Origin of the sequence: Rhizobium sp. BK275, from assembly GCF_014193555.1 — a bacterium.
Lineage (GTDB): Bacteria > Pseudomonadota > Alphaproteobacteria > Rhizobiales > Rhizobiaceae > Rhizobium.
The window spans coordinates 346,655-370,288 of sequence record NZ_JACHZL010000007.1 but is presented as its reverse complement, the minus strand read 5'-3'; the positions used below and the strand labels follow the sequence as shown (position 1 = coordinate 370,288).

Sequence of the window (23,634 nt, the reverse complement as noted above, 5' to 3'; positions counted from 1 at the left end):
GCAAAAGGCTGAGTAATCCAAGCCCCTTCCATCAGGGAGGGGCTTTCCTAATTCTGATAGAGAATACGCGAAGAAAGGTCACACCAAATGCCCCAGGATCAAAGCGAAGCCAGAATGCAGGCGCCCTGGTCGAAGCCTGTGCTCATCGCCCTCGAAGAGCCCGGCCAATACGTGACCATCGATAATACCCAGGCAGCCTCCTGGGCGATGATCGAGGACTGGCCGACGGAGGATGGCGCCGCACTCGACCAGGCGCTGCTGATCTGCGCCGACGTCATCAAAGGCAAGCGCACCGGTGAGGACGCGCGCAAGGCATTCATCGCCGCCGCAGTCGAAGCGGGTCTCGATATCAAGAGTTGAATGGCGGCTGTCGGCAAAGAACCGCATGGATGGATGATGCGCGGCTATGCATTCCTGACGACGAAAGAACGTCGGCAGACTTTTTCTGGATTTTCATTGGGATCGATGAACCATTTTCGGTTTTCTGCGTAATTATCGTTGCTGGATATTGCAAAACCAGCAGGGAGAAGGGTTGCCTGCCCCTGTACCGGGCGCCCTTCTCCTCTATCACCACGGTAGCCGGCGAGATCCGCCTGACGATGGACCCGCTCGACCTTTTGCGGGCGCTTGCCGGCGGCGCGAGCATCAGCCGCGGCCCCGCCTGGCGGGTTGCGGCACGGCAGCTCATCGGTATCCTGATTACAGATATGAGAGCCGGTCGCTGAGGCCTGCGTGCCATTCCGGCACAGCCGTCTCAGATTCCCTTGCTTTTCGCTAACCGAAGCCGTTCAGCATTCCCTAAACCCTTGCCGGTAAAACGCTTGTTGTCCGGAAACAGGGAAACGGTCGATGAGCATTTCTGCAATCACGCATACGGCTCTTTCGGGAATGCTGGCGCAGACGACGCGCGCAGGCGCAATCGCCAACAACGTCGCCAATGCGAGCACACCGGGCTATGGCCGGCTGAACACCAGCTTCCAGTCAGTCGAATCCTCGGGCGTCCAGGCAAGCGTTACCGAGACGGATCAGGACGTGGATTTTGCGACCGAGCTCACAGACCTCATCGAGACTGAACAGAGCTACAAGGCGAATGCTGCGGTCTTCGAGACCGGTGCCGATCTCTGGGACGTGCTGATGAGCATCAAGCGCGACTAAAGCGCACTTGCCCCTTTTCAGGCAGACAATTCTTTAAACGATCGAATAAGCCACCGAACCCAGCGCTACGGCACCGAAGGCGAGCAGCATGTAGCTCGTCGCGCGGCCGACCTTGGCCGTGAAATCGGCCGAAAGCCGGTCCCTTGCAAGGCTGACGGCACCGCTGAGGCAGAACCACCACAATAGCGATCCCAGGAAGACGCCCGAGACGATGGCAGCCGAACTGAAGCGACGTGTCTCCTCGGTCAGGCCCAGGCCGGCAAACAGCGCTCCGAAGGAGAGGATCGTCGCCGGATTGGAAATGGTCAGCAGGAAGGTCGAAATGGTCGTATGCAGAAAGTCGGCCGCATCGATCTTCGCCGCCTTTACTTTCCCTCTGTTCTTCAGTCCCCGAAAGCCAAGCCAGAGCAGCATCAGCCCGCCGCCGAGCGCCAGCGGAATGGTGGCCATCGACATGGTCTCGGAGAAGACAGCAAGCCCGGCGACCGCGACCAGCGCATAGCTCGCGTCACCGAGTGCCGTCCCGAGCCCGCCGGAAAAGCCGAACCAGAACCCTTTCTCAAGGCTGCGGTTGATGCAGAGCGTTCCGATCGGCCCGAGCGGCGCGGTTATGATGACGCCCAGCAGGGCGCCTTTCAGGAACAGAAAGAGCATTGTCCGCTTTTCTTCTTCTTGGTCGCCGTCGGTCTCGGACAGGCTCGTCAAAATCAAAAGGCCGCCAATTATGGCGGCCATCAGGCAAATTCAACGAAAAAATGCTTAATGCTGTGCAGGAACGACTGCATCGCCGCGTGCGGCAAGAACTGCGAGATCAGCGGGCTTCAGTTCGACGGACTCACCGCAGCCGCAGGCCGATGTCTGGTTCGGATTGGTGAAGGTAAAGCCGGAACGCAGCTTGGTGGTTTCAAAGCCGAGTTCGGTGCCGAGCAGATAGAGAACGGCCGACGGCTCGATCCAGACCTTTGCGCCATCGCGCTCGATCAGGTCGTCCTTGGCATTGGGTTCGGTCACCATGTCGATGGTATATTCCATCCCGGCGCAGCCGCCCTTCTTGATGCCGACCCGAATGCCCTTGGCATCCGGTCCGCCATTTTCGACGATCGCCTTCACGCGGTCCGCGGCGGCTGTCGTCATGCTCATCACAGCAAAGCCCATGGGCTTCTTCTCCTTCCGCAACCGGGGTCAAGATCCGGTGCTTCGTGATTCAAATGTAAGGCGATCACCTTAATGGATCAATACCAGCCGGTCAGTACCAACCAACCGCGACCTGCGCCTCTTCCGACATGCGGTCCGGCGTCCACGGCGGATCGAAGGTCATGGAAACCTCGACGCCCGAAACGCCTTCGACGGCGCCGACGGCGTTTTCCACCCAGCCCGGCATCTCGCCGGCAACCGGGCAGCCGGGCGCGGTCAGCGTCATGACGATCTTGACCATGCGGTCGTCTTCGATATCGATCTTGTAAACGAGACCGAGCTCGAAGATATCAGCCGGAATTTCCGGGTCGTAGACAGTCTTGAGAGCGCCGATCACGTCTTCGCTGAGACGCGCCAGCTCCGCTTCGGGAATGCTGGAATGCACGATGCCCTCGCGCACGTCGATCTTCTCTTCATCCAGGCTCATGGCTTCTTCCTCAAGCAAAGAACTTGCGCGCATAGTCGAGCGCATCGGCCAGCGCATCCACCTCGGCGCGGGTATTATACATGCCGAAGGATGCCCGGCATGTGGAGGTCACGCCGAAGCGTTTCAAGAGCGGCATGGCGCAATGCGTGCCGGCGCGAACGGCGACACCCTGGCGGTCGATCACCATCGAGACGTCGTGGGCGTGAATGCCCGCAAGCTCGAAGGAGAAGATGGCACCCTTGCCCGGCGCATTGCCGAACACGCGCAGCGAATTGACCGCCTTGAGCCGCTCTTCGGCATAGGCCGTCAGATCGGCCTCATGGGCTGCGATTTTCTCGCGGCCGATCTTCTCCATATAGTCGAGCGCATAGCCGAGCCCGATCGCCTGCACGATCGGCGGCGTACCGGCCTCGAAACGGTGCGGCGGATCGTTGTAGGTGACGATGTCCTCACTCACCTCGAAGATCATCTCGCCGCCGCCCTGGAACGGCCGCATCTCCTTCAGCCGGTCTTTCTTGCCGTAGAGTATGCCGATGCCCGAAGGGCCATAGAGCTTGTGGCCGGTCATCACGTACCAGTCGCAATCGATATCCTGCACGTCGACCGGCAGATGCACCGCACCCTGCGAACCGTCGATCAGGACCGGAATGCCACGCTCATGGGCAATGCGGCAGACTTCCTTGACCGGAACGATGGTGCCGAGCGCATTCGACATATGGGTGATCGCGACGAGCTTGGTCTTGTCGGTCAGGCTCTTTTCGAAGTCCTCGATATGGAAGGCGCCCTCGTCATCGACAGGCACCCAGACGAGCTTCGCGCCCTGCCTCTCCCGAATGAAATGCCATGGCACGATGTTGGAGTGGTGCTCCATGATCGTCAGCACGATCTCGTCGCCCTCGCCGATGTTCGGCATGCCCCAGCCGTAGGCGACGGTGTTGATCGCTTCGGTCGAGTTCTTGGTGAAGACGATGTCGTTTACCGAAGGCGCATTCAGGAAGCGGCGCACCTTTTCGCGCGAGGCCTCATAGGCTTCCGTCGCCGCATTAGAGAGGTAGTGAAGGCCGCGATGCACATTGGCATATTCATGGCTGTAGGCATGCGAGATCGCGTCGATCACCGCCTGCGGCTTCTGGGCGGAAGCGCCGTTGTCCAGATAGACCAGCGGCTTGCCATGCACCTTCTCCGCAAGGATCGGGAAATCCCTGCGGATGGCTTCGACATCATAGGCGGTTGCCGGTACGATCTTGTCCATGGCGCTTTCCGATCAGGCGTGCTTTTCCAGCCAGGCCGAGATGACGCCTTCCAGCGCCTCGACCAGGGATTCGTCTTCCAGTTCCTCGACGATCTCGGCAACGAAGGCGTTGACGAGCATGGCGCGTGCCTTGTTCTCCGGAATACCGCGAGCCATCATGTAGTAGAGATGGTTGTGGTCGATATCGGCAACCGTCGCGCCATGGCCGCACTGTACGTCGTCGGCAAAGATTTCGAGCTCGGGCTTCACCGAGAACTCGGCATCGTCGGACATCAGCAGCGTGTTGCAGGCCATCTTGGCATCGGTCTTCTGGGCATCGGGCGCGACCCGGATCATGCCCTGGAAGACGCCCTTGGCGCGATCGAAGACGACATTGCGGATCACTTCCGTCGAGCCGGTGCTCGGTACGTCGTGGCCGAGTACCATCGTCACGTCGGTGTGCGTGTCGGCGCCGAGCAGATTGATGCCGCGCAGCGTCAGATAGGCGCCCTCGCCCGTCACTTTGATATTCAGCTCCTGGCGCACCAGCTTGCCGCCGGCATTGATGACGAAGAGCTTCAGTTTAGCGTCAGCGCCAAGATCGACGCGGATCTGGCCGAGATGCGTATCCTCTGCGCCCTGCTGCTGCACGATGATCCAGGTCAGCTCCGTGCCCTGTCCGACCGTGATGTCGCTGACATGCGACACGAGTGCGGCATCGCCGGTCACCGAGCGGTGACGCTCGATCACGACGCCCTTCACGTTTGCGCCGAAGCTGACCGGCAGGCGGGTATGAATGTCGCCGCCGGCATGCACGAACTGGATTTCCAGCGGCTCTTCGAGCTCGGTACCATCCGGCACGTCGATCACATAGCCGTCCTTGACGAAGCTGCCATTGATGCGGCCGACTGCATCGTCACGGCCAAGTGCGTCGAGGCCTTCGACAGCCGAACCATCGGTCAGCTTTTCGGAATAAAGAGTAACAGAGAGGTCACCGGCCGAAGACTTACCGGCGGCCTTGCCCTGGATCACGGACAGAACCGGAGAATCCTCGACCAGCGGCTCCAGCGCTTCAGAGCCGGCATCGCCTGCCTGAGCCGGAACGCTGCGCAGCAGGTTCTTGAGGTCCGTATAGTGCCAGGCCTCGATGCGGCGCGTCGGCAGGCCTTCCTTCTTCAGGTCGTCGAGCAGCCGGTCGCGCAGCGCTGTGACCGCACCATTGCCCGGCAGTTCGCCGATCTTCTCGTTGAAGGCTTCGATCAGCGCCGATTCGGCCGCAGTCAGGCGGCTCGTCGTTTGCATGTTCATGGACGTCGTCCTTTCCGCCACGCTCAGGCTGCGGCGCCGATAATGTCGGCGTAACCGTTGGCTTCCAGCTCATGGGCCAGCGTCTTGTCGCCGGACTTGATCACCTGACCCTTGTAGAGAACGTGGACGGTGTCCGGCACGATGTAATCGAGCAGGCGCTGGTAGTGAGTGATGACGATGACGGCACGGTCAGGCGAACGCAGCGCGTTGACGCCGTCGGCAACGACCTTCAGCGCATCGATGTCGAGGCCGGAGTCGGTTTCGTCGAGCACGCAAAGTTTCGGCTCGAGCAGCGCCATCTGCAGGATCTCGGCGCGCTTCTTCTCACCACCGGAGAAACCGACGTTCAACGGGCGCTTCAGCATCTCGGTATTGATCTGCAGCTTGGCGGCAGCATCCTTGACGCGGCGCATGAAATCCGGCGTCGTCAGCTCGTCCTCGCCGCGCGCCTTGCGCTGCTCGTTCATCGCCACCTTCAGGAACTGCATGGTGGCGACACCCGGGATTTCGACCGGATATTGGAAAGCGAGGAAGACCCCCTTGGCGGCGCGCTCGGCCGGATCGAGCTCGAGAATGCTCTCGCCATTGTAAAGGATGTCGCCCTCGGTCACTTCATAGTCTTCACGACCGGACAGCACATAGGAGAGCGTCGACTTGCCGGAGCCGTTCGGACCCATGATGGCGGCCACTTCGCCGGCCTTGACGGTCAGGTTCAGGCCACGGATGATCTCGGTGCCATCCTCGGCGATGCGGGCATGAAGGTTTTTGATTTCAAGCATCTTTGGTTCCTGCGTTTGTCTGCGCAGCTCACTCAGAGCCTCGCGTAATTCGTAAGGGCGTTACCTGTGGCGCTCGGCGCTATCGCCAGAAGCAGATTGCGGCGAAAACCGCGCTCGCTGCGAGCCGAAGGCATTCGACATATGCCGGGATTGCCAAAACGGCCTCTCCCGGTTTTTCCACGCGCTGCCGGAGAAACACATAGGGCTGCTCCGGCGGCTTTTCTGTCTTGTATTCCTGTTCGCGGGGGCGAATTTTCGCCAATACCTCCCCGCGCATATCGGCCAGACGTTCAAGAATTCGCTTCTTGTCCGCCTCGCTCATATCAGCCGACCGAGCCTTCCAGCGAGATGCTGATCAGCTTCTGCGCCTCGACGGCGAATTCCATCGGCAGTTCCTGCAGAACTTCCTTGACGAAGCCGTTGACGATCAGCGCGATCGCTGCCTCGGTCGGAATGCCGCGCTGCAGGCAGTAGAACAGCTGGTCTTCGGAGATCTTCGAGGTGGTTGCCTCGTGCTCGAACTGCGCCGTCGAGTTCTTTGCCTCGATGTAGGGCACCGTATGGGCGCCGCACTTGTCGCCGATCAAGAGCGAGTCGCACTGGGTAAAGTTGCGGGCGTTCGAAGCCTTGCGGTGGGCTGAAACCTGGCCGCGATAGGTATTCTGCGAAACGCCGGCAGCAATACCCTTGGAAACGATGCGGCTCGACGTGTTCTTGCCGAGATGGATCATCTTGGTGCCGCTGTCGATCTGCTGATGGCCGTTGGAAACAGCGATCGAGTAGAACTCGCCTCTGGAGTCATCGCCGCGCAGGATGCAGGACGGATACTTCCAGGTGATGGCCGAACCGGTCTCGACCTGCGTCCAGGAGATCTTCGAGCGATCACCACGGCAATCGCCACGCTTGGTGACGAAGTTGTAGATGCCGCCCTTGCCGTCCTTGTCGCCCGGATACCAGTTCTGGACCGTCGAATACTTGATCTCGGCATCGTCGAGCGCGATCAGCTCGACCACGGCCGCGTGCAGCTGGTTTTCATCGCGCTGCGGCGCGGTGCAGCCTTCGAGATAGGAGACGTAAGCGCCTTCCTCGGCGATGATCAGCGTGCGCTCGAACTGACCGGTATTCTTCTCGTTGATGCGGAAATAGGTGGAAAGCTCCATCGGGCACCGCACGCCCTTCGGCACGAAGACGAAGGAGCCGTCGGTGAAGACGGCCGAGTTCAGCGTCGCATAATAGTTGTCGGTCGTCGGAACGACGGAGCCGAGGTACTTGCGTACCAGTTCAGGATGTTCGCGGATAGCTTCCGAGATCGACATGAAAATCACGCCGGCCCTCTTCAGCTCTTCCTTGAAGGTCGTCACGACGGAAACCGAATCGAACACCGCATCGACGGCGATCTTCGGCTTCTCGACGCCGGCCAGGATTTCCTGTTCTTTCAGCGGAATGCCGAGCTTCTCATAGACCTTGAGGATTTCAGGGTCGACCTCATCAAGCGACTTCGGACCCGGCGTGCTCTTCGGCGCCGCGTAATAGTGGATCGCGTTGAAATCGATCTTCGGATAGTCGACGCGCGCCCATGTGGGCTCTTCCAACGTCAGCCAGCGCTTGTAGGCTTCCAGGCGCCATTCGAGCATCCATTCCGGCTCCTGCTTCTTGGCAGAGATCAGGCGGATGATGTCTTCGGAAAGGCCTTTGGGTGCCTTGTCCATTTCGATGACGGTTTCGAAACCGTATTTATACTGGTCCACGTCGATCTGACGGACGCGATCGACTGTTTCCTGGACTGCAGCCATGTCGTTCTCCAATCTCGCCGGAGAAAAGGTCCGGCAGCTTGTCGTGCGGGCGATTTTCTTTTGCCCTTGATATAAGTGGCCAAAAGGGACTTTTCAGCCCTGATGGCAAGTGGAAATTTGCGTTTCCGCAAGTTTGTGAAGCGTTCAGGCCGCCTCGCCCGCCGGCTTTCGCCGGGCGGCGATTTTCGTAAAGGCGGCAATCGCCCGATCCACGTCTTCTTCCGTCGTCGAAAAGCCGATCGACATGCGTAGCGCCCCGAGCTTCGGATCGCGACCCATCGCAGTCAGTACATGGCTTTCGCCGACCCTGCCGGAGGAGCAGGCCGAACCCGCCGAAAGGGCCACGCCTTCGAGATCGAAGGCGATCTGCCCGGTCTCCGCCTTCAGGCAGGGAAGCGTGAAGAAGATGGTGTTGGCGACGCGCGGGCCGTCGGCACCGTGGATGATGACATCGGGTGCCGCAGCGCGCATGCCGGCTTCCAGCCGGTCGCGCAGGACCGCAATCGCAGCATTGCGCTCCTCAAGGTTCTGCAGCACGGCTTCCGCAGCTGCCCCGAAGCCGATCAGCGCCAGCGAATTCTGCGTCCCCGAGCGGTGACCCTTCTCCTGCCCGCCACCGCGGATCAGCGCTTTCGGCATCAAAGCCTCACCTCGGGCGATCAACGCGCCCGCTCCTTTCGGTCCACCGATCTTGTGGGAGGAAATGATCATGAAATCGGCACCGATCCGCCCGATCTCGATCGGCAGCCGGCCGGCCGCCTGCACGGCATCGACCACGAAGAGCCCGCCATGAGCACGCACGATCCTGCCCGCCTCTTCGACCGGCTGGACGATGCCGGTCTCGTTGTTGACGAACATGATCGCCACCATCGGCAGGCCCGTCGACTTGTCATGGGTGTCGAGAAGTGCTGCGAGCGCGGTCAGGTCGACAATACCGGCCTCGGTCACCGGGATTTCGGTCGTCTTGTCCTTCAGGAAACGGCCGCCCTCGCGAACTGCCAGATGCTCGACGGCGGAATGATAGAGACGGCCGAGTTTCAGCGGCGTGCGGCCCATGCTGAAATCAGGCGTCAGCACCATATTGGCCGCTTCGGTCGCACCGCTCGTAAAGATCACATTGGCCGGGTCGGTACCCGTCAGCAACGCGACCTTGCGGCGCGCACCCTCGATGGCGGCCCGGGCAGCACGGCCCTCGCCGTGCACGGAATTGGGATTGCCGAAGACATCCACGGCGCGCATGACCGCGTCACGCGCTGCAGGGTGCATCGGCGAGGTTGCGTTCCAATCGAGATAAAGGCGTGGCGGCGCCATTGTCTTCGGTCCTGCGCTTGACGAGCTTGCTTTGGCGTGGCGGCGCATTTTTCTTGAAATTTCCGCCGGGCTTGCCTTATGACACGTTCCACGCTGCGTGGATTGCCATGCAAGTTTCGAATTGTTCTAAACTGCGTTTTAGAAAAGCTGACAACCGTCGTCAAGTCATGTTGTCGCCAAACGTGGCGTGAACGCGAAATAAAACCCGGAGTACCGATGCCCGAAGTCATTTTCAACGGCCCAGCCGGCCGTCTTGAAGGCCGCTACCAGCCCTCCAAGGAAAAAAGCGCACCGATCGCTGTCATTCTGCACCCGCATCCGCAGTTTGGTGGCACGATGAACAACCAGATCGTCTACCAGCTCTTCTACATGTTCCAGAAGCGCGGTTTTACGACACTGCGCTTCAATTTCCGGGGCATCGGTCGCAGCCAGGGCGAATTCGACCATGGTGCGGGCGAGCTTTCGGATGCCGCCTCCGCGCTCGACTGGGTGCAGAGCCTGCATCCCGATTCGAAGACCTGTTGGGTCGCCGGTTACTCCTTCGGCTCCTGGATCGGCATGCAGCTTCTGATGCGCCGCCCGGAAATAGAAGGTTTCATGTCGATTGCCCCGCAGCCGAACACCTATGACTTCTCGTTCCTGGCGCCCTGCCCCTCCTCCGGCCTGATCATCAATGGCGAGGCGGATAAGGTGGCACCTGAAAAGGACGTCAACGGCCTCGTCGAGAAGCTGAAGACCCAGAAGGGCATCCTCATCACCCATCGCACGGTGCCGGGCGCCAACCACTTCTTCAACGGCCAGGTCGACACACTGATGGCCGAGTGCGAGGATTATCTCGACCGCCGCCTGAATGGCGAACTCGTGCCGGAACCGGCGGCAAAGCGCATCAGGTAACGGCCCGCCGCATGGCGGCCGTCATCTCGAATTCCACACCCTGAACATTTTCGATAAAGATCGGCCCGCGCTCCTGCATGCCGATCTTTTTTAGTATGTGCTGAGAGGCAAGATTGTCCGGGTGCGTGAAGGCGATGAAATGCGGCGCAAGGCTTCTCGCGAAGAACCAGTCGGCAAGGCTTGCCGCGATTTCCGTTGCATAGCCTTTGCCCCATTCCCGGGCGTAGAAAGCATAGCCCATCTCATACTCGCCGGTGTGGTAGATCGAGATTCCGGCACGTCCGATGAATCGGCCGTCCTCGCGGCCAACGATCTTGTATTTCGTCGTGCCGTCGCGCGCCTGCTCGGCAAGATATGTTCGCAGCCGCTCCTCGCACTTTTCGCGTGGCCAGGGCGCTCCGCCAGACATGTAGCGTGTCGTCTCGATCGTCGAATGCAGGTCCTGGATCAGGTCGGCATCGCCGTCTTCCCACATCCGAGCGACAAGGCGCGGCGTTTCGAAAATGATTTCCCCGCTCATATGGCCGGCTCCGCCAGTACACCACCGCTTACCGGCTGACTGACGCCCGTCGTGCCGGGATAGGTGAGCGGCAGTCCCTCCAGCGAACGTACGGCGAGATAAGCCCAGGCCTCCGCCTCCATCGCATCGCCATCGAAGCCCGCCTGTTCGGCACTCATCACGCTGGAAGCGCTCTTGCCGGCCATATCGGCAAACTCCGCCATGATCGCCCCGTTCAGCCGCCCGCCACCGCAGACGATGTAGACTGAGGGGCTCTCGGGCAGATAGCCGGTCGATTTGATGATCGAGGCCGCAGCGACATGCGCAAGCGTGCGCGCGCCATCCTCAAGGCTCGCTTCACCATTCGCCAGCGGCTTGAAATCGCCGCGGTCGAGCGAGCGGCGGATATTGCCTTGGAAGAACGGGCTGCCGAGGTAGCGGGCGGCAATATCAGGCACCACCTGCCCGCGCCCGGCGATCTCGCCGCCCGGATCATAGGTCTTGCCGGTCTGCATTTCCACCCACTGGTCGATCAGCGTATTGCCGGGGCCGCTGTCGAAGGCGGTGATGCGGCCTTCCGCGCCGATATAGGTGAGGTTCGAAATGCCGCCGATATTGACGAAGCAGACACTTTGCCCGTCCGTCTTGAACCGGCTGGCAAGGGCAGCATGGTATGCAGGTACCAGCGGCGCACCCTGCCCGCCATGCACCATGTCGTTGGCGCGCATATCATAGACCACGGGAATGCCTGTGCGTTCGGCCAGAAGCTGCCCGTCACCGATCTGGATCGTCAACGCATCGTCCGGTCGGTGCAGCACGGTCTGGCCGTGAAAGCCGAGCACGTCGATTTCGTCCCTGCTCAGGCCGAATTTATCGAGAAATGCCGTAACGGCATCTGCATGACGTTCAGTGAGTTCAATCTCGATTTCGCGCAATTCGTCCGGTCGTGCATTGCGATCGGTCAGAGGCCGGGCCAGATCGAGCGCCCGCTTCAGCCGCTCGCGGAAACCGCCGGCATAGGCAACGCCCAGAAACGGGCCGCGTTCGATGAAGCCTCGCCCGTCTGTTCGCAGCAACGCCACATCGATGCCATCCATCGAGGTGCCGCTCATCAAGCCGATCGCAGTCCTGACAATATCCATTGCGCCGCGAGCCTTTCATGCGATTCCCGGATGCACTTTTGGAAAAACAGTGCTAAACGCGCCGCGACGGTTCAACAAGCGTCAATCCCAATTCACGTTCGACGTTCAAGAGACGAAGCCCATGCCTGAGTTCAAGTCCGATTTCCTCCGCACGCTGCAAGAGCGCGGCTTCATTCATCAGATTTCCGATGAAAGCGGCCTCGACGATCTCTTCGCCAAGGAAACCGTGACGGCCTATATCGGCTTCGATCCGACCGCACCCAGCCTGCACGCCGGATCGCTCATCCAGATCATGATGCTGCACTGGATGCAGAAGACCGGCCATCGCGCCATCTCGCTGATGGGCGGCGGCACCGGCATGGTCGGCGACCCCTCCTTCAAGGAGGAGGCCCGCCAGCTGATGACCGTCGATACGATCGAAGGCAACATTGCCTCCATCAAGCGCGTCTTCTCCAACTACCTGAACTACGGCGACGGCCCGAAGGACGCGCTGATGATCAACAATGCCGAATGGCTGCGCTCGCTGAACTATCTCGAGTTCCTGCGCGACGTCGGCAAGCATTTCTCGGTCAACCGCATGCTGTCCTTCGACAGCGTCAAGACGCGCCTTGATCGCGAGCAGTCGCTGTCCTTCCTGGAATTCAACTACATGATCCTCCAGGCTTACGATTTCGTCGAGCTTGCCAAGCGCTACGACTGCCGCCTGCAGATGGGTGGTTCGGACCAGTGGGGCAATATCGTCAACGGCATCGACCTCGGTCACCGCATGGGGACGAAGCAGCTCTACGCGCTGACCTCGCCGCTCTTGACCACATCTTCCGGCGCCAAGATGGGCAAGTCGGCGACCGGTGCGGTGTGGCTGAATGCCGACATGCTCTCGGCCTATGACTTCTGGCAGTACTGGCGCAATACGGAAGACGCCGATGTCTCGCGCTTTCTGAAGCTCTACACGACGCTGCCGATGGACGAGATCGCCCGCCTTTCGGCACTTGCCGGTTCCGAGATCAACGAAGTCAAGAAGATCCTCGCAACCGAAGTCACCGCGATCCTGCACGGCCGCGAGCCCGCCGAACAGGCAGCGGAGACGGCGCGCAAGACCTTCGAGGAAGGCGGCCTGTCCGAGAACCTGCCGTCGGTCGAGGTCCCGGCCTCCGAACTCGACGCAGGCATCGGCCTCCTGTCGCTGATCGTCCGCGCCGGTCTTGCCGCCTCGAATGGCGAAGCCCGCCGTCACGTCCAAGGCGGCGCCGTGCGCATCAATGACCAGGCCGTCAGCGACGAGCGCAAGATGATCGGCAGTGGCGAAATCACCGCCGATGGCGTCATCAAGCTGTCGCTCGGCAAGAAGAAGCACATCCTGATCCGCCGCGCAGCGTAAGCAGCGCCGCAGATAACCAAGACAAAAGCCGGCCCTTGCGCCGGCTTTTGTTTGTCTGCGGTAAAGTGAAGCTCAGGATTGAAGCCAGTAGCGCTTCGAATCTGGCGATCACTGAAACTCGAAGATCTGGCGGAAGACGCCGGGCGCGATCACCGAGAGCGGATTGATCTGCAGGTTCGGCTGGTCGAACTTGCCGGTGAGCTTGAAGGTAATGCCGATCAAACCCCGGTCCGAACCATTGCCGAGGATGACGCCGATCAGCGGCAGTTCGGCAAACAGCCGGTTGAGGCCATAGGCCGGCATGAAGGTGCCGGTCATGTCCATGTTGCCCTTCGCATTGCGCACCACGCCCTGAAAGGTGGCGCCGATCTGGTCGCCGCGCAGCACGCCGTTTTCGATGGAGATTGCCCCGCCGCGCGAAACGATACGGGCAAAGCCGCGCTGGAAGCGCTGCGAGGAGGTATCGATATCGCGTTTGACGGCTTCGTTCAGCGTGCGCTGGTCCGAACCGACAGGTGTGGAAACGATCGAGCGCAGGCGTTGCTCGTTGACGATCGAGAAGCGACGCACGTCGAGCGAGCCGTCCCAGCCGTTGCCCGCATTGAGGCGGATCGACAGGTTGAGAAGCCCGCCCTGCATATGCTGGTAAAGATCGGCGAAACGTGAGACGGAGCCGGCATCGCCGCTGGTGATATTGATGACGCCGCCGCCCTGCATCTGGCTGACGACCGCCTCGCCGCTATCGGTGATGCCGGAGAAATTCAGCGATTGCAGCCGGCTGCCGCTCATGGCGATCTGTGCCTGGAAATTGCCGATCTTCTCGTCATTGAAGCCGATGATGTTCTGCAGTTTCGCCCGCACGGTCACGCTGCTGCTGTCGCTGCCGTCGCCATCGCTGTCCGAATCCGATTTCAGCCGGGCGATGATCGGTCGCGCGTCGGCGCTGGCGCCGGATACGGAAATATCGAAGCCGCCTTTGCTGCGTTTCAGCGACAACCCGAAATCATCGGCCGAAGACAGTTTCACGCTATCGAAATCAGCCGATATAAGGCCGCTTTTGCCGATGACGAGCGCACCCGTCGCACCAAAGCCATCGCCCTTCAGGCGGAAATTCCTGACCTGCGTATTGTCAGGCGGGCCGGAAACCTCGAATTCGGCATTGGCGGGAATGCCGCTGCCCTTCGACCAGCCGATCCAGGGCAGATCGAGCGACGCCTTGCCGAGATCGAGCTGCACGTCCTGCCGGTCGTCGTCGAGGCGTGTCAGTACCAGCTTGATACTCCCGCCGAGGATGCCGGAAAGGCCAGGCAGCAACCTGTCACGCTGGTCGCCGTTCAGTGTTGCCGTGATTACGCGCTGCGGCTCGATGCCGGAAGATTTGTCGACGGGTTCCAGCATATCGATATCGGCGGATACGCCGTCGATGTCGGCCTTGCCCTTGACCTTCACCTGCTGTGGATCGGCATCGAGCATGCCGTCGAGATTGGTGATGACGCGCCCGGAGAACGGCTTGGCAAGCGCGACATCGGTAAGCTTCATCTGCGCCTCCCATTCGGGTGGCGGCGGGTTCTGCGAGGACAGAAGTCCGAAATGCGCCTGCACATGCGCGTCGATAGTGCCCTTGAGGTCGTCGGGCACAAAGCCTGCGCGCTGCAGCACCTTGATCGGCTTGTAGGTCAGAAGCTCGCCCACCGCATCGGCTGCGCCCGAAACGGAAATGTCGGCATCTGCCATCAGCGGTTTGTCATAAACTGCCGGCATCACGAAGGTGCCCGGCTGCACCGTCACTGAACGCCCGGATGGGAAATAGGAGGTGCCGCTCTTGAGCGAGATCGTCGCCTTTCCGCCCGTCAGGTCGAAATGCGCCGCGGTATCGCGCACCGGTGGGATCTCGCCGGCGACATTCAGGCGCGTACCGGCGATGTCGAAGGCGATGCGGAGCTGGTTCTCATCGAGCCGCAGGCCGCGTCCTCCCGCCGCCTGGTCCAGCCGGCCTGCCGGAATGAAGACGGAAATGGAAGCATTGCTCACCGTGCCGCCGAACAGGTTTGCAAGCACCCAGACCCGTGCCTTGGAGGCCATCCAGAAGGGCCAGAGCTGCTTGACCGCCGTCGTCTGCATCTGCTGCGACTGACCGGCAAAACTGATCTCCGGTGATTCCTCATTCAGTCGGATGTGAAGAGCCCCGTAGAGCGAGCCGAGCGGCGAGGAAGCCACCATATTGGTGAACTGGAATTCGCGGCCGGCGACGAGATAGCGCCCGGTTGCCTGCAGATCGAAGGACAGCGGCTGCTCGCCGGAATTGGGCGCCGCCGTGCCGCCGCTGATCAGCGCGTCGATGCCGAACCCCTTGCCCGCATTCGGATCGAGCTTGTCGAGGTCGATCACAGCGCCGCTGATCGGCAGCACGGTCGATCCGAGATGCAGTTGCGACTTGGCGATTTCCAGCGTCTGCTTGTCGAAATCATAGGCAAGATTGAGCTGCCCGTCCGTCAGCTCCTGCGAATCCCCATCGACATAAATCATGCCGGGATCGAGATTGAGCGCTGCATTGAGCGCCGGCTTGACGCCATCTGCAGCCCGGACTGCAGATAGGGTTAGATTGCCGAATGTGTTGAGGCCCTGGCGGATTTCCCCCTGTTCGTTGCGCTTCAGCGCAAAGGGCGTCAGGTCGGCGTGCGACAATGTGGCGACGAGCCGGGATGCCCGCCCGCCCGTCTGCTCGGTGATCACATTGAGATCAGCCGCTTCGCCGTTGATGGAAATCTGGCCGCTCAGTTGCAGCGAGTTCGGCCCGGCATGCTCGAAGGCGAGATTGTCGACGACGAGCGAAAGCGGCCCGTTTGCCGTATCCGCAAGCTTGATGTCGATACCGGAGATGCGCACGGAGTCGGTAGCGCCGCGTTCGACGAAGTTTTCGAACAGATCGAGATGCGAGAAGATCGTCTCCATTGCCGCCGGAATGGCATCGACGCGTAGATCGTCAAGCTTGACGGGAGCGCCTGACGGAAGCAGCGACGTGTCGAGGGCGATATCGTCAGCTTCGACCGACGTCACGGCAATGCGGCCGCGGAAGAGCTGCAGCGGATCGAGCGCCATGCGCATCGATGATGTGGTAGAAAGATGCTGGCCGCTCTGCTGGTCGATCATGTTGACGTCGCGCGCTTCGAGCGCCAGCCCCAGGCCGGACGTGAAACGGATGACGGTGGACCCGACTTCGGCCCGGTAGCGTGGTCCGAGTGCACTGTTCAGTGCCGATTGCGCCTGCTGCGACAACGGTGCGTCGATAATCCCGCTTTCGATGGTGAAGACGATCGCCGCCAGGATGAACAGGATGACCGCGCAGAAGCCGCCGGTGGCCTTTGCGGTGCCGCGCATGCGCGAGCGTGGTGGCGGGCAATGCACAATGAGGGGATCTTCCACTTGCGCGGAAGGCAGGTTGTGCAACGCGACGATATCCTTCTTGCGAAACGTGACTTTTTCGCCGCGGATGGCTGACATGCGCCTTGGGAAACTCCTGAATCTGATTTGAACGGCTCTGGGCGGGACGCCGTCTCATCCACTATATAACCCGTCTGATATAGTATCCCTCCTAAACCCGGCAAAAGAAAGTTTTGAGAATGTCCGCACCCGGTATCGGCTCTCTTGCTCCCGATTTCAGCCTCCCGCGCGATGGCGGCGGGCGCATTTCACTCTCGGATTTCCATGGAAAGCCAGTGGTTCTGTTCTTCTATCCCAAGGATGACACGACGGGCTGCACGACCGAATCGCTGGATTTCACGGCACTTGCTGGTGAGTTCGCAGCCGCCGGGGCCGCCGTCGTCGGCATGTCGCCCGATTCGGCGACCTGCCACGATCGTTTCATCAAGAAACACAAGCTGACGGTGGCGCTTGCCTCCGACGAAGAGAAGACGGTGCTGCAGGCCTATGGCGTGTGGAAGGAAAAAAAGATGTATGGCCGCACCTTCATGGGCGTCGAGCGCACCACCTTCCTGATCCGCCAGGACGGTACCATTGCCACCATCTGGCAGAAGGTAAAGGTCGCAGGCCATGCCGAAACGGTACTGGCAGCCGTCAGGAACCTTGCTGCGTGATGAGCATCACCTCGCTGCGCGGCGGCGCGATCGATGCGATCCGTTCCGCCGATCTCGACCGCAAGACGGAACTCGCGCAGGAAAGTGCCACAAGATGGTTTGCGCGGCGCATCTCGCTGCGCTCGCCGCTGGACGCGCCCCTGCCGGAGCGTCCCGGCCGGCCGGAAAAGCCGCTGCTGGTGCCGCCGACCCAGGTTGAGAAGCGCTCACTGCATACCGTGCCTGGCCGCATCGCCCTGTTGCATGCTATTGCCCATATCGAGCTCAATGCCGTCGACCTGGCGCTCGATATCGTGGCGCGATTCGCTTCCGCTCATGTGCCGAACTCCTTCTTCGACGGCTGGATGCAGGTTGCCTTCGAAGAGGCCAAGCACTTCCGCATGGTGCGCAAGCGGCTCAACGATCTCGGCGCCGACTATGGTGATTTGCCCGCCCATGATGGCCTCTGGCAGGCGGCGCATTCGACCCGCAACGACCTGACGGCGCGCCTAGCCGTCGTGCCGCTCATTCTCGAAGCGCGCGGTCTCGATGTTACACCTGCGCTGCAGGCCAAGATGCGCGAGACCGGTGACCTCGAAAGTGCCGCGGTTCTCGACGTCATCTACAATGACGAGAAGGGCCATGTCGCCGTCGGCGCTAAATGGTTCCGCTTCCTCTGCGCACGCGAAAAGCGTGATCCTGCAAGGACATTTCAGGAATTGGTGCGGGCCAATTTCCGCGGTCCGCTGAAGGCACCGTTCAACGATGTGGCCCGCGCCGAAGCCGGGCTGACGCCCTCCTTCTACAGGGCACTGACCTCGACCAGCCAGAGCTGATTGGTAAGCTCCGGCTTGCTGACGTAAACCGACTATTAACCATAAAAGTATGTAATCATTTCCCAATGAGGCGGCGCTGAAACGGCGAATCTTTGGGAGACCCTCCGTGACGAACGGACATCACAGTCGGGTATTCGGCAAGAGGGTACAGGAACATGTCCTCATCCTCGCCAGTGGCGACAAGGTGCGTCACATGACGGTGAAGCCCTGGATGGCGGCGCTGGCCTTCTGCTTCGTCGGCGTCTTTTCCATCGGCTATCTGCTCGCCACCTCTTACCTCGTGCTGCGCGACGATCTGATCGGTGCGACCATGGCCCGCCAGGCCCGTATGCAGCATGACTATGAGGATCGCATCGCGGCACTGCGCGCCCAGGTTGACCGCATCACCTCCCGCCAGCTTCTCGATCAGCAGGTCGTCGAGGACAAGGTCGACAAGCTGATGGAGCAGCAGATGGCGTTGACCTCGCGCCACGGCAAGCTCGATAACCTGCTCGACCGCGCCCAAAGCTCTGGCCTGACGGGCAAGGATGCGCCTGCCGCGAATGGTTCGGCGCAATCCTACGCGCCCGACATCAAGGACAAGCGCGCTTCGCTGACCGGCGGTGCGCAGGCGATTGAAAATATGCTGGCAGGCGATAGCAAGCCGGCCGACGCCGAAACGCCCGATAATTCCACCCTCGCCTATGTTCCATCACAGGAAACCGTTGGCGACCGCGCTGACCGCATCTTTTCCAAGGTCACGCTTTCGCTGAAGAGCGTCGAGCAGGATCAGAAGAGCCGTATCGAGCTGCTGACGAGCGACGCCGGCAATGCCGCCGATACGATCCAAGGCGTACTCGACCGCTTCCATATTACGGTCCCGGCTGAGGCTGTTGCCGCCAAGGAAGATGAGGACGACGCCGTCGGCGGTCCTTATGTGGAGCCTGAAGGCAACGACGACTTCAACAATTCGCTGATCCAGCTCGACGGCGCGCTGACGCGTCTGGAGGCCGTGCGCAGCACCGCCGAAGCCCTGCCCTTCCGCAATCCGGCCATCGGCAAGGAAGTCACCAGCCCCTTCGGTAACCGGCGCGATCCCTTCCTCGGCCGGCTTGCTCTTCATTCCGGCATCGATTTCCGCTTCTCGCCCGGCGAAAGGATCCGACCCACCGCGCCCGGTAAGGTGATCGCGGCCGGCTGGACCGGCGGCTACGGCAACATGGTCGAGGTCGATCACGGCAATGGGATTTCGACGCGCTACGGCCATATGTCGGAAATTCTGGTCAAGGTCGGCGACACGGTCGACCGCAATGATGTCATCGGCCTGGCCGGCAGCACGGGCCGCTCTACCGGCACGCACCTGCATTATGAGGTGCGTCAGGATGGACATGCCGTCGACCCGATCTATTTTATGAATGCCGGCCTTAAACTTGCCACTTATATAAAATAGCCGGTCGCGGTAACGAATGCTTCACCCCGCTACCTGAGGTGGAGGCGCTCTTCCTTGACTTGCCGGCCGTTTCGGATTATGTCGCCCAGCATTGCGGCATGCAATCCTGCCGACTCGCCAGAGACCGGCCGAACGAAACGGAAACAGTTTTCCCTTTGACGACATTTGCTGAACTTGGTTTGAGCCCCAAAGTGCTCTCCGCTGTGACCGATGCGGGCTACACGATCCCCACTCCCATTCAGGCCGGGGCAATCCCCTTCGCGCTTGAACGCCGTGACATCTGCGGCATCGCGCAGACCGGCACCGGCAAGACGGCATCCTTCGTTCTTCCCATGCTGTCGCTTCTGGAAAAGGGCCGCGCCCGCGCCCGCATGCCCCGCACGCTGATCCTGGAGCCGACCCGCGAACTGGCCGCCCAGGTTGCCGAAAATTTCGAAAAATACGGCAAGAACCACCGGCTCAACGTCGCCCTCCTCATTGGCGGCGTTTCCTTTGAAGATCAGGATCGCAAGCTGGAGCGCGGCGCGGACGTACTGATCTGCACCCCCGGCCGCCTTCTCGACCATTTCGAGCGCGGCAAGCTCCTGATGAGCGGTGTCGAGATCCTCGTTATCGACGAAGCCGACCGCATGCTCGACATGGGCTTCATTCCCGATATCGAGCGCATTGCCAAGTTGATCCCCTTCACCCGCCAGACGCTGTTCTTCTCGGCCACCATGCCGCCGGAAATCCAGAAGCTCGCGGATCGCTTCCTGCAGAACCCGGAGCGCATCGAGGTTGCCAAGCCCGCATCGGCTTCCAAGACCATCACGCAGCGTTTCGTCGCCTCGCATGGCAAGGATTACGAGAAGCGCGCGGTCCTGCGCGACCTCATCCGCGCCCAGGAAGATCTCAAGAACGCGATCATCTTCTGCAACCGCAAGAAGGACGTCGCTGAACTCTTCCGTTCGCTGGACCGTCACGGTTTCTCCGTCGGCGCCCTGCACGGCGACATGGACCAGCGTTCGCGCATGACCATGCTTGCCAATTTCAAGGACGGCAACATCAAGCTGCTCGTTGCCTCCGATGTCGCTGCCCGCGGCCTCGATATTCCCGATGTCAGCCACGTCTTCAATTTTGACGTGCCGATCCATTCGGAAGACTATGTCCACCGCATCGGCCGCACCGGCCGTGCCGGTCGTTCCGGCGCTTCCTTCACCATCGTCACCCGTCACGATCAGAAATATGCCGACGCGATCGAAAAGCTGATCGGCGAGAAGGTCGAATGGCTGAACGGCGATCTCTCCGCCCTGCCGCCGGCCGAAGAAAGCCGCGACAGCGAGCGTTCTCCCCGCCGCGGCAAGGGTCGTGAGCGGGACAAGGATCGTGGCCGCGACCGCCGGTCTTCGAGTCATAAATCTGATATCAACGCCGAAGATAATGGCGGCGAAGTCGTGGAAGCAGCAGCAAAGGCCGACAGCGTGAAGAACGAGCGCAAAGCAGAACAGAAGCCGCAGAACAATGCGCGCGGCAATCGGCCCTATCCGGCAAACGACGACAATCGCGAACGTCGCCGTCACCGTGATCACGACGATGGCCCGACACCGGTCGGATTCGGCGACGACATCCCTGCCTTCATGCTGATCGCTGCAAACGCCAAGATCTGAGACCCTCGGTGGGCAAGCCCGGCATTGATTTCCCAGGCCTCGGAGTGGGCCTGGTGATTTTACGCGACGGCAAAATCCTTCTCTACAAGCGCATGCGCCCGCCTGAAGCCGGCTACTGGAATATCGTCGGCGGCAAGGTCGACCATATGGAGCCAGCTGAGCAAGCCGCGCGCCGCGAGGCCGAAGAAGAAACGGGACTGACAATCGGTCGCATCGAGCAGATCGGCTCTACCGAACAGATCATCGAAGCCGACCGCCAGCACTGGATTTCCCTTCTCTATATCGCCCGTGAAGTGACGGGCGAGCCACAACTCACGGAACCGGACAAGCTCTCGGATTTCGGCTGGTTCGGCCTTGCCGACCTGCCCGAGCCGCTGTCGGCTTTCACCAGGGTCGCGATATCAGCTCTTCCGGCCGGGCAATTGCGCTGATCTCATTCCGCGCGCAACGCTGCCTCATAGGCAAGCCGCACCCAGCGCGCCATGATATCGGGGTCGTCATAGGCCTCTTCGGGGATGCTCCAGTAAGGCATCTTCACCGGAGCGCCCTTCTTGCCCTCATAGAACCATTGGCTGGCACCTGCCGCGGCAAATTCCGGTGCGCTTTTTTCATCGGCCTTCAGCAGAATTTCGTCGCGCACTTCGAGTGCCAGGATGCGGCCGAGATGATAGATGCCCTTACCGCCGAACATGCGTTTGATGGTGACGGGTCCAAGCGACTGAAACATTTCCTCGATGCCTGCATTGTCCATGCTGCTGAGCCTATATCGTATGGTAGCCGCGGTTAAAATAGAGAAGCGCCGGATGCATTTCGGTGAAACGAACGGCAGCGACCTCACCGAAGATGACGTTATGGGTCGGCATTTCCTTGATATCGGTCACCCGGCAGTCGAAGACGGCGAGTGCATCGGCAAGGACCGGCGCGCCCGTTGCCAGCGTTTCGAAGCGGGCGCTCAAGAAACGATCCCCGTTTTCCAGATGCGTGCGGCCTGAAAAAGCATCGGCAACACCCTGATGGTGCGCGCCGAGCGAGTTCAGCGCAAAGATGCCGCTGCGCCAGAAGATCTCGTTCTTCTCATTGGTGTTGTTGAGGCAGACAAGAACGGAAGCCGGATTGTCGGATACCGAGCAGGCGGCCGTGATGGTGACGCCACGCCGCGCCTCACCCATGGCCGTCGTCACGAGCTGTACATGGCCGGCATAACGGCTCATGGCATCGCGATAGAGGCCGGGATCGATATGCTGCCTGTTCAACACTTGCTTCTCCACAATCCGTGTCTTGTTCTTGTTATTTCACCAATATGGCGGGCATCGGTTACCTTTTCTACAATGGCACCCGCTAAAAGCTGCAGAACACGCTTGTTTTTCTTTGACGATTGCCGCCGTGCGGATAAAAGGGCATGGACAAGACGAGAGACCTGCACCTTTCATGATGACCCTGCGTGTCATAGCCGCCCTTCTGTCGCTTCTGGCGTTGACGGCCGAAAGCCGCGCGGCCGGCGTGACGATCGGCGTCGTGGCGCCGCAGGACGGCACCTTTGCCTCGCTCGGCGCCCAGGTCCGCGCTGGCGCGGTTTTCCAGATTGGGCAGGCTGGCGATACGATCGTTCCGATCAGTGAGACCTGTCAGGACAATAGCGGCCAGGCGATCGCCGATGCGCTGATTGCCGCCAAGGTTCAGATCGCCATCGGTTTCCTCTGCAGCGAAACGCTGGAAGGCGCGCTGCCGAAGCTCAAGGATGCCAATATCCCTGCCATTACCGTGTCGGTGCGCTCGCGTATCCTGATGGAGGATTCGCTGAAGAACGGCTGGCCTTTCTTCCGCCTCGGCCCTCAGGACGGCGACGAAGCCGCCAAGATCATCCAGGTCATCTTACAGCAATGGGCGGCGTCTCCGATCGCCCTTGTCGAGGATGGCACGATCCACGGCCGTGAACTGACGGAAGCCGTGCGCAACGCTCTGGAGGAAAACGGCCTGAAGGCGGTCTTTACCGACACATACAGGCCGGGACAGGAACAGCAGATCGGCCTCGTGCGCCGCCTGAAACGGGCGGGCGCCACCAAGGTCTTTATCGGCGGCGATAGGAACGATGTCGCCGTTATCGCGCGTGACGCCAAGGCTGAAAACATTCCGTTGGATATCCTGAGCGGCGATGCGATGCGGGCTGCCAACCAGCCGCTTGCGCTTGCGGACGGTGTACGCGCCGTCGCGATTCCGGAATACGCTCGTCTGCCGGAGGCAGATTCAACCGTCCACGCGATGCGGGCAGCAGGCGTTGAGCCTCAAGGCTACGTCCTGCCTGCGGCAGCTGCAGCACTCATCGCGAGTCAGGCCGTGCAGGCGGCGTTGAGCGAAGGTAAGCCAGTCGCAGAAAAGCTGGTCGGAACGCAATTCGATACGCCGATCGGCCCGGTTACCTTCACGCCGGCCCATGAGCTTTCGCAAAATCCCTATCGTCTTCTCGAATGGCACGGCGATGCTTTCGTCCCGCCAGCCGATGGGACGGACTGACCTGTTGACGATGCTGTAAGGCGGCCCG

The 23,634-nt window shown here is 60.9% G+C and carries 24 protein-coding genes and 1 pseudogene; 11 read left to right on the top strand and 14 right to left on the bottom strand.

Going from position 1 to position 23,634, the window contains the following annotated elements:
* Positions 1–114: 114 nt before the first annotated feature.
* From FHT82_RS23020 to FHT82_RS23010, 3 genes and pseudogenes are all read left to right on the top strand, one after another.
* Positions 115–360, top strand: coding sequence for a DUF982 domain-containing protein (locus FHT82_RS23020; RefSeq protein WP_183735105.1), 246 nt, complete (start codon positions 115–117; stop codon positions 358–360).
* 215 nt (positions 361–575) lie between these two features.
* Positions 576–725, top strand: a pseudogene (locus tag FHT82_RS30710) (TetR family transcriptional regulator); the annotation flags it as partial.
* A gap of 124 nt (positions 726–849) precedes the next feature.
* Positions 850–1,155, top strand: a complete 306-nt coding sequence (locus tag FHT82_RS23010) for a flagellar basal body protein (protein ID WP_183734981.1) — start codon at positions 850–852, stop codon at positions 1,153–1,155.
* A gap of 33 nt (positions 1,156–1,188) precedes the next feature.
* On the opposite strand, the gene FHT82_RS23005 is transcribed toward FHT82_RS23010, so the two are convergent.
* The 9 genes from FHT82_RS23005 to FHT82_RS22965 form a co-directional block, all read right to left on the bottom strand.
* The gene (locus FHT82_RS23005) at positions 1,189–1,809 is read right to left on the bottom strand and encodes a LysE family transporter (protein WP_183735104.1); all 621 of its coding nucleotides are present in this window, start codon (positions 1,807–1,809) and stop codon (positions 1,189–1,191) included.
* Between the two features lie 105 nt (positions 1,810–1,914).
* On the bottom strand, positions 1,915–2,310 hold the full coding sequence (gene sufA, locus FHT82_RS23000; protein ID WP_183734980.1) for a Fe-S cluster assembly scaffold SufA: 396 nt from the start codon (positions 2,308–2,310) through the stop codon (positions 1,915–1,917).
* A gap of 91 nt (positions 2,311–2,401) precedes the next feature.
* The gene (locus FHT82_RS22995) at positions 2,402–2,776 is read right to left on the bottom strand and encodes an SUF system Fe-S cluster assembly protein (protein ID WP_183734979.1); all 375 of its coding nucleotides are present in this window, start codon (positions 2,774–2,776) and stop codon (positions 2,402–2,404) included.
* A 10-nt stretch (positions 2,777–2,786) separates the two neighbouring features.
* Positions 2,787–4,028, bottom strand: coding sequence for a cysteine desulfurase (locus FHT82_RS22990; protein WP_183734978.1), 1,242 nt, complete (start codon positions 4,026–4,028; stop codon positions 2,787–2,789).
* A gap of 12 nt (positions 4,029–4,040) precedes the next feature.
* A complete protein-coding gene (sufD, locus tag FHT82_RS22985) occupies positions 4,041–5,315 on the bottom strand; it encodes a Fe-S cluster assembly protein SufD (RefSeq protein ID WP_183734977.1) in 1,275 nt (424 codons plus the stop codon).
* 23 nt (positions 5,316–5,338) lie between these two features.
* Positions 5,339–6,094, bottom strand: a complete 756-nt coding sequence (sufC, locus tag FHT82_RS22980) for a Fe-S cluster assembly ATPase SufC (protein ID WP_183734976.1) — start codon at positions 6,092–6,094, stop codon at positions 5,339–5,341.
* Positions 6,095–6,173: 79 nt separating this feature from the next.
* Positions 6,174–6,416, bottom strand: coding sequence for a hypothetical protein (locus FHT82_RS22975; RefSeq protein ID WP_183734975.1), 243 nt, complete (start codon positions 6,414–6,416; stop codon positions 6,174–6,176).
* A gap of 1 nt (position 6,417) precedes the next feature.
* A complete protein-coding gene (gene sufB, locus FHT82_RS22970; RefSeq protein WP_183734974.1) occupies positions 6,418–7,887 on the bottom strand; it encodes a Fe-S cluster assembly protein SufB in 1,470 nt (489 codons plus the stop codon).
* A 144-nt stretch (positions 7,888–8,031) separates the two neighbouring features.
* Positions 8,032–9,198, bottom strand: a complete 1,167-nt coding sequence (locus tag FHT82_RS22965) for a cysteine desulfurase family protein (RefSeq protein WP_183734973.1) — start codon at positions 9,196–9,198, stop codon at positions 8,032–8,034.
* A 216-nt stretch (positions 9,199–9,414) separates the two neighbouring features.
* Between FHT82_RS22965 and FHT82_RS22960 the strand changes: the two genes are divergently transcribed.
* Positions 9,415–10,092 (top strand): alpha/beta hydrolase, encoded by a 678-nt coding sequence (locus FHT82_RS22960; RefSeq protein ID WP_025668882.1) that lies wholly within the window; start codon positions 9,415–9,417, stop codon positions 10,090–10,092.
* Here FHT82_RS22960 and FHT82_RS22955 read toward each other — a convergent pair.
* Both FHT82_RS22955 and FHT82_RS22950 read right to left on the bottom strand, forming a co-directional pair.
* Positions 10,085–10,612 carry a GNAT family N-acetyltransferase gene (locus FHT82_RS22955; protein WP_183734972.1) on the bottom strand — a complete coding sequence of 176 codons (528 nt, stop codon included), beginning with the start codon at positions 10,610–10,612 and terminating at the stop codon, positions 10,085–10,087. The genes FHT82_RS22960 and FHT82_RS22955 overlap by 8 nt on opposite strands.
* On the bottom strand, positions 10,609–11,733 hold the full coding sequence (locus FHT82_RS22950) for an anhydro-N-acetylmuramic acid kinase (RefSeq protein ID WP_183734971.1): 1,125 nt from the start codon (positions 11,731–11,733) through the stop codon (positions 10,609–10,611). Before FHT82_RS22950 ends, FHT82_RS22955 begins: the two co-directional genes overlap by 4 nt.
* Before the next feature lie 121 nt (positions 11,734–11,854).
* Between FHT82_RS22950 and tyrS the strand changes: the two genes are divergently transcribed.
* Positions 11,855–13,111 (top strand): tyrosine--tRNA ligase, encoded by a 1,257-nt coding sequence (gene tyrS, locus FHT82_RS22945; protein ID WP_183734970.1) that lies wholly within the window; start codon positions 11,855–11,857, stop codon positions 13,109–13,111.
* A 108-nt stretch (positions 13,112–13,219) separates the two neighbouring features.
* Here the strand turns inward: tyrS and FHT82_RS22940 are convergent, their stop codons facing one another.
* Complete coding sequence (locus FHT82_RS22940; RefSeq protein WP_183734969.1) at positions 13,220–16,612, bottom strand: AsmA-like C-terminal region-containing protein; 3,393 nt, start codon at positions 16,610–16,612, stop codon at positions 13,220–13,222.
* A gap of 119 nt (positions 16,613–16,731) precedes the next feature.
* Between FHT82_RS22940 and FHT82_RS22935 the strand changes: the two genes are divergently transcribed.
* The 5 genes from FHT82_RS22935 to FHT82_RS22915 all read left to right on the top strand — a co-directional run bounded on the left by FHT82_RS22935 (position 16,732) and on the right by FHT82_RS22915 (position 21,526).
* Positions 16,732–17,205 carry a peroxiredoxin gene (locus FHT82_RS22935; protein ID WP_183734968.1) on the top strand — a complete coding sequence of 158 codons (474 nt, stop codon included), beginning with the start codon at positions 16,732–16,734 and terminating at the stop codon, positions 17,203–17,205.
* Entirely contained in the window at positions 17,205–18,020 is an 816-nt protein-coding gene (locus FHT82_RS22930) for a ferritin-like domain-containing protein (protein ID WP_183734967.1), read from the top strand. The genes FHT82_RS22935 and FHT82_RS22930 overlap by 1 nt, the downstream gene beginning before the upstream one ends.
* Positions 18,021–18,126: 106 nt before the next feature.
* On the top strand, positions 18,127–19,449 hold the full coding sequence (locus FHT82_RS22925; protein ID WP_183734966.1) for a M23 family metallopeptidase: 1,323 nt from the start codon (positions 18,127–18,129) through the stop codon (positions 19,447–19,449).
* Positions 19,450–19,604: 155 nt separating this feature from the next.
* Complete coding sequence (locus FHT82_RS22920) at positions 19,605–21,095, top strand: DEAD/DEAH box helicase (RefSeq protein ID WP_183734965.1); 1,491 nt, start codon at positions 19,605–19,607, stop codon at positions 21,093–21,095.
* Between the two features lie 8 nt (positions 21,096–21,103).
* The gene (locus FHT82_RS22915; protein WP_183734964.1) at positions 21,104–21,526 is read left to right on the top strand and encodes an NUDIX domain-containing protein; all 423 of its coding nucleotides are present in this window, start codon (positions 21,104–21,106) and stop codon (positions 21,524–21,526) included.
* 2 nt (positions 21,527–21,528) lie between these two features.
* Here FHT82_RS22915 and FHT82_RS22910 read toward each other — a convergent pair whose 3' ends face one another.
* Together FHT82_RS22910 and FHT82_RS22905 are read right to left on the bottom strand one after the other, a co-directional pair.
* The gene (locus FHT82_RS22910) at positions 21,529–21,846 is read right to left on the bottom strand and encodes a TfoX/Sxy family protein (protein WP_132651605.1); all 318 of its coding nucleotides are present in this window, start codon (positions 21,844–21,846) and stop codon (positions 21,529–21,531) included.
* Between the two features lie 10 nt (positions 21,847–21,856).
* Positions 21,857–22,351 carry a flavin reductase gene (locus FHT82_RS22905; protein ID WP_183734963.1) on the bottom strand — a complete coding sequence of 165 codons (495 nt, stop codon included), beginning with the start codon at positions 22,349–22,351 and terminating at the stop codon, positions 21,857–21,859.
* A 172-nt stretch (positions 22,352–22,523) separates the two neighbouring features.
* Here FHT82_RS22905 and FHT82_RS22900 point away from each other — a divergent pair, with 172 nt between their 5' ends.
* Positions 22,524–23,606, top strand: a complete 1,083-nt coding sequence (locus FHT82_RS22900) for an ABC transporter substrate-binding protein (RefSeq protein WP_183734962.1) — start codon at positions 22,524–22,526, stop codon at positions 23,604–23,606.
* Positions 23,607–23,634 lie beyond the last annotated feature (28 nt).

Bases quoted from the DNA above. Each gene is read 5' to 3' on its own strand.
- FHT82_RS22950 (WP_183734971.1), bottom strand. From the start codon at position 11,733: ATGGATATTGTCAGGACTGCGATCGGCTTGATGAGCGGCACCTCGATG.
- sufD (WP_183734977.1), bottom strand. From the start codon at position 5,315: ATGAACATGCAAACGACGAGCCGCCTGACTGCGGCCGAATCGGCGCTG.
- FHT82_RS22995 (WP_183734979.1), bottom strand. From the start codon at position 2,776: ATGAGCCTGGATGAAGAGAAGATCGACGTGCGCGAGGGCATCGTGCAT.
- FHT82_RS22930 (WP_183734967.1), top strand. From the start codon at position 17,205: ATGAGCATCACCTCGCTGCGCGGCGGCGCGATCGATGCGATCCGTTCC.
- FHT82_RS22940 (WP_183734969.1), bottom strand. From the start codon at position 16,612: ATGTCAGCCATCCGCGGCGAAAAAGTCACGTTTCGCAAGAAGGATATC.
- FHT82_RS22965 (WP_183734973.1), bottom strand. From the start codon at position 9,198: ATGGCGCCGCCACGCCTTTATCTCGATTGGAACGCAACCTCGCCGATG.
- FHT82_RS22900 (WP_183734962.1), top strand. From the start codon at position 22,524: ATGATGACCCTGCGTGTCATAGCCGCCCTTCTGTCGCTTCTGGCGTTG.
- sufA (WP_183734980.1), bottom strand. From the start codon at position 2,310: ATGGGCTTTGCTGTGATGAGCATGACGACAGCCGCCGCGGACCGCGTG.
- sufB (WP_183734974.1), bottom strand. From the start codon at position 7,887: ATGGCTGCAGTCCAGGAAACAGTCGATCGCGTCCGTCAGATCGACGTG.
- FHT82_RS22955 (WP_183734972.1), bottom strand. From the start codon at position 10,612: ATGAGCGGGGAAATCATTTTCGAAACGCCGCGCCTTGTCGCTCGGATG.
- FHT82_RS22935 (WP_183734968.1), top strand. From the start codon at position 16,732: ATGTCCGCACCCGGTATCGGCTCTCTTGCTCCCGATTTCAGCCTCCCG.
- FHT82_RS23010 (WP_183734981.1), top strand. From the start codon at position 850: ATGAGCATTTCTGCAATCACGCATACGGCTCTTTCGGGAATGCTGGCG.
- FHT82_RS22990 (WP_183734978.1), bottom strand. From the start codon at position 4,028: ATGGACAAGATCGTACCGGCAACCGCCTATGATGTCGAAGCCATCCGC.
- FHT82_RS22960 (WP_025668882.1), top strand. From the start codon at position 9,415: ATGCCCGAAGTCATTTTCAACGGCCCAGCCGGCCGTCTTGAAGGCCGC.
- FHT82_RS22910 (WP_132651605.1), bottom strand. From the start codon at position 21,846: ATGGACAATGCAGGCATCGAGGAAATGTTTCAGTCGCTTGGACCCGTC.
- FHT82_RS23020 (WP_183735105.1), top strand. From the start codon at position 115: ATGCAGGCGCCCTGGTCGAAGCCTGTGCTCATCGCCCTCGAAGAGCCC.
- tyrS (WP_183734970.1), top strand. From the start codon at position 11,855: ATGCCTGAGTTCAAGTCCGATTTCCTCCGCACGCTGCAAGAGCGCGGC.
- FHT82_RS23005 (WP_183735104.1), bottom strand. From the start codon at position 1,809: ATGCTCTTTCTGTTCCTGAAAGGCGCCCTGCTGGGCGTCATCATAACC.
- sufC (WP_183734976.1), bottom strand. From the start codon at position 6,094: ATGCTTGAAATCAAAAACCTTCATGCCCGCATCGCCGAGGATGGCACC.
- FHT82_RS22975 (WP_183734975.1), bottom strand. From the start codon at position 6,416: ATGAGCGAGGCGGACAAGAAGCGAATTCTTGAACGTCTGGCCGATATG.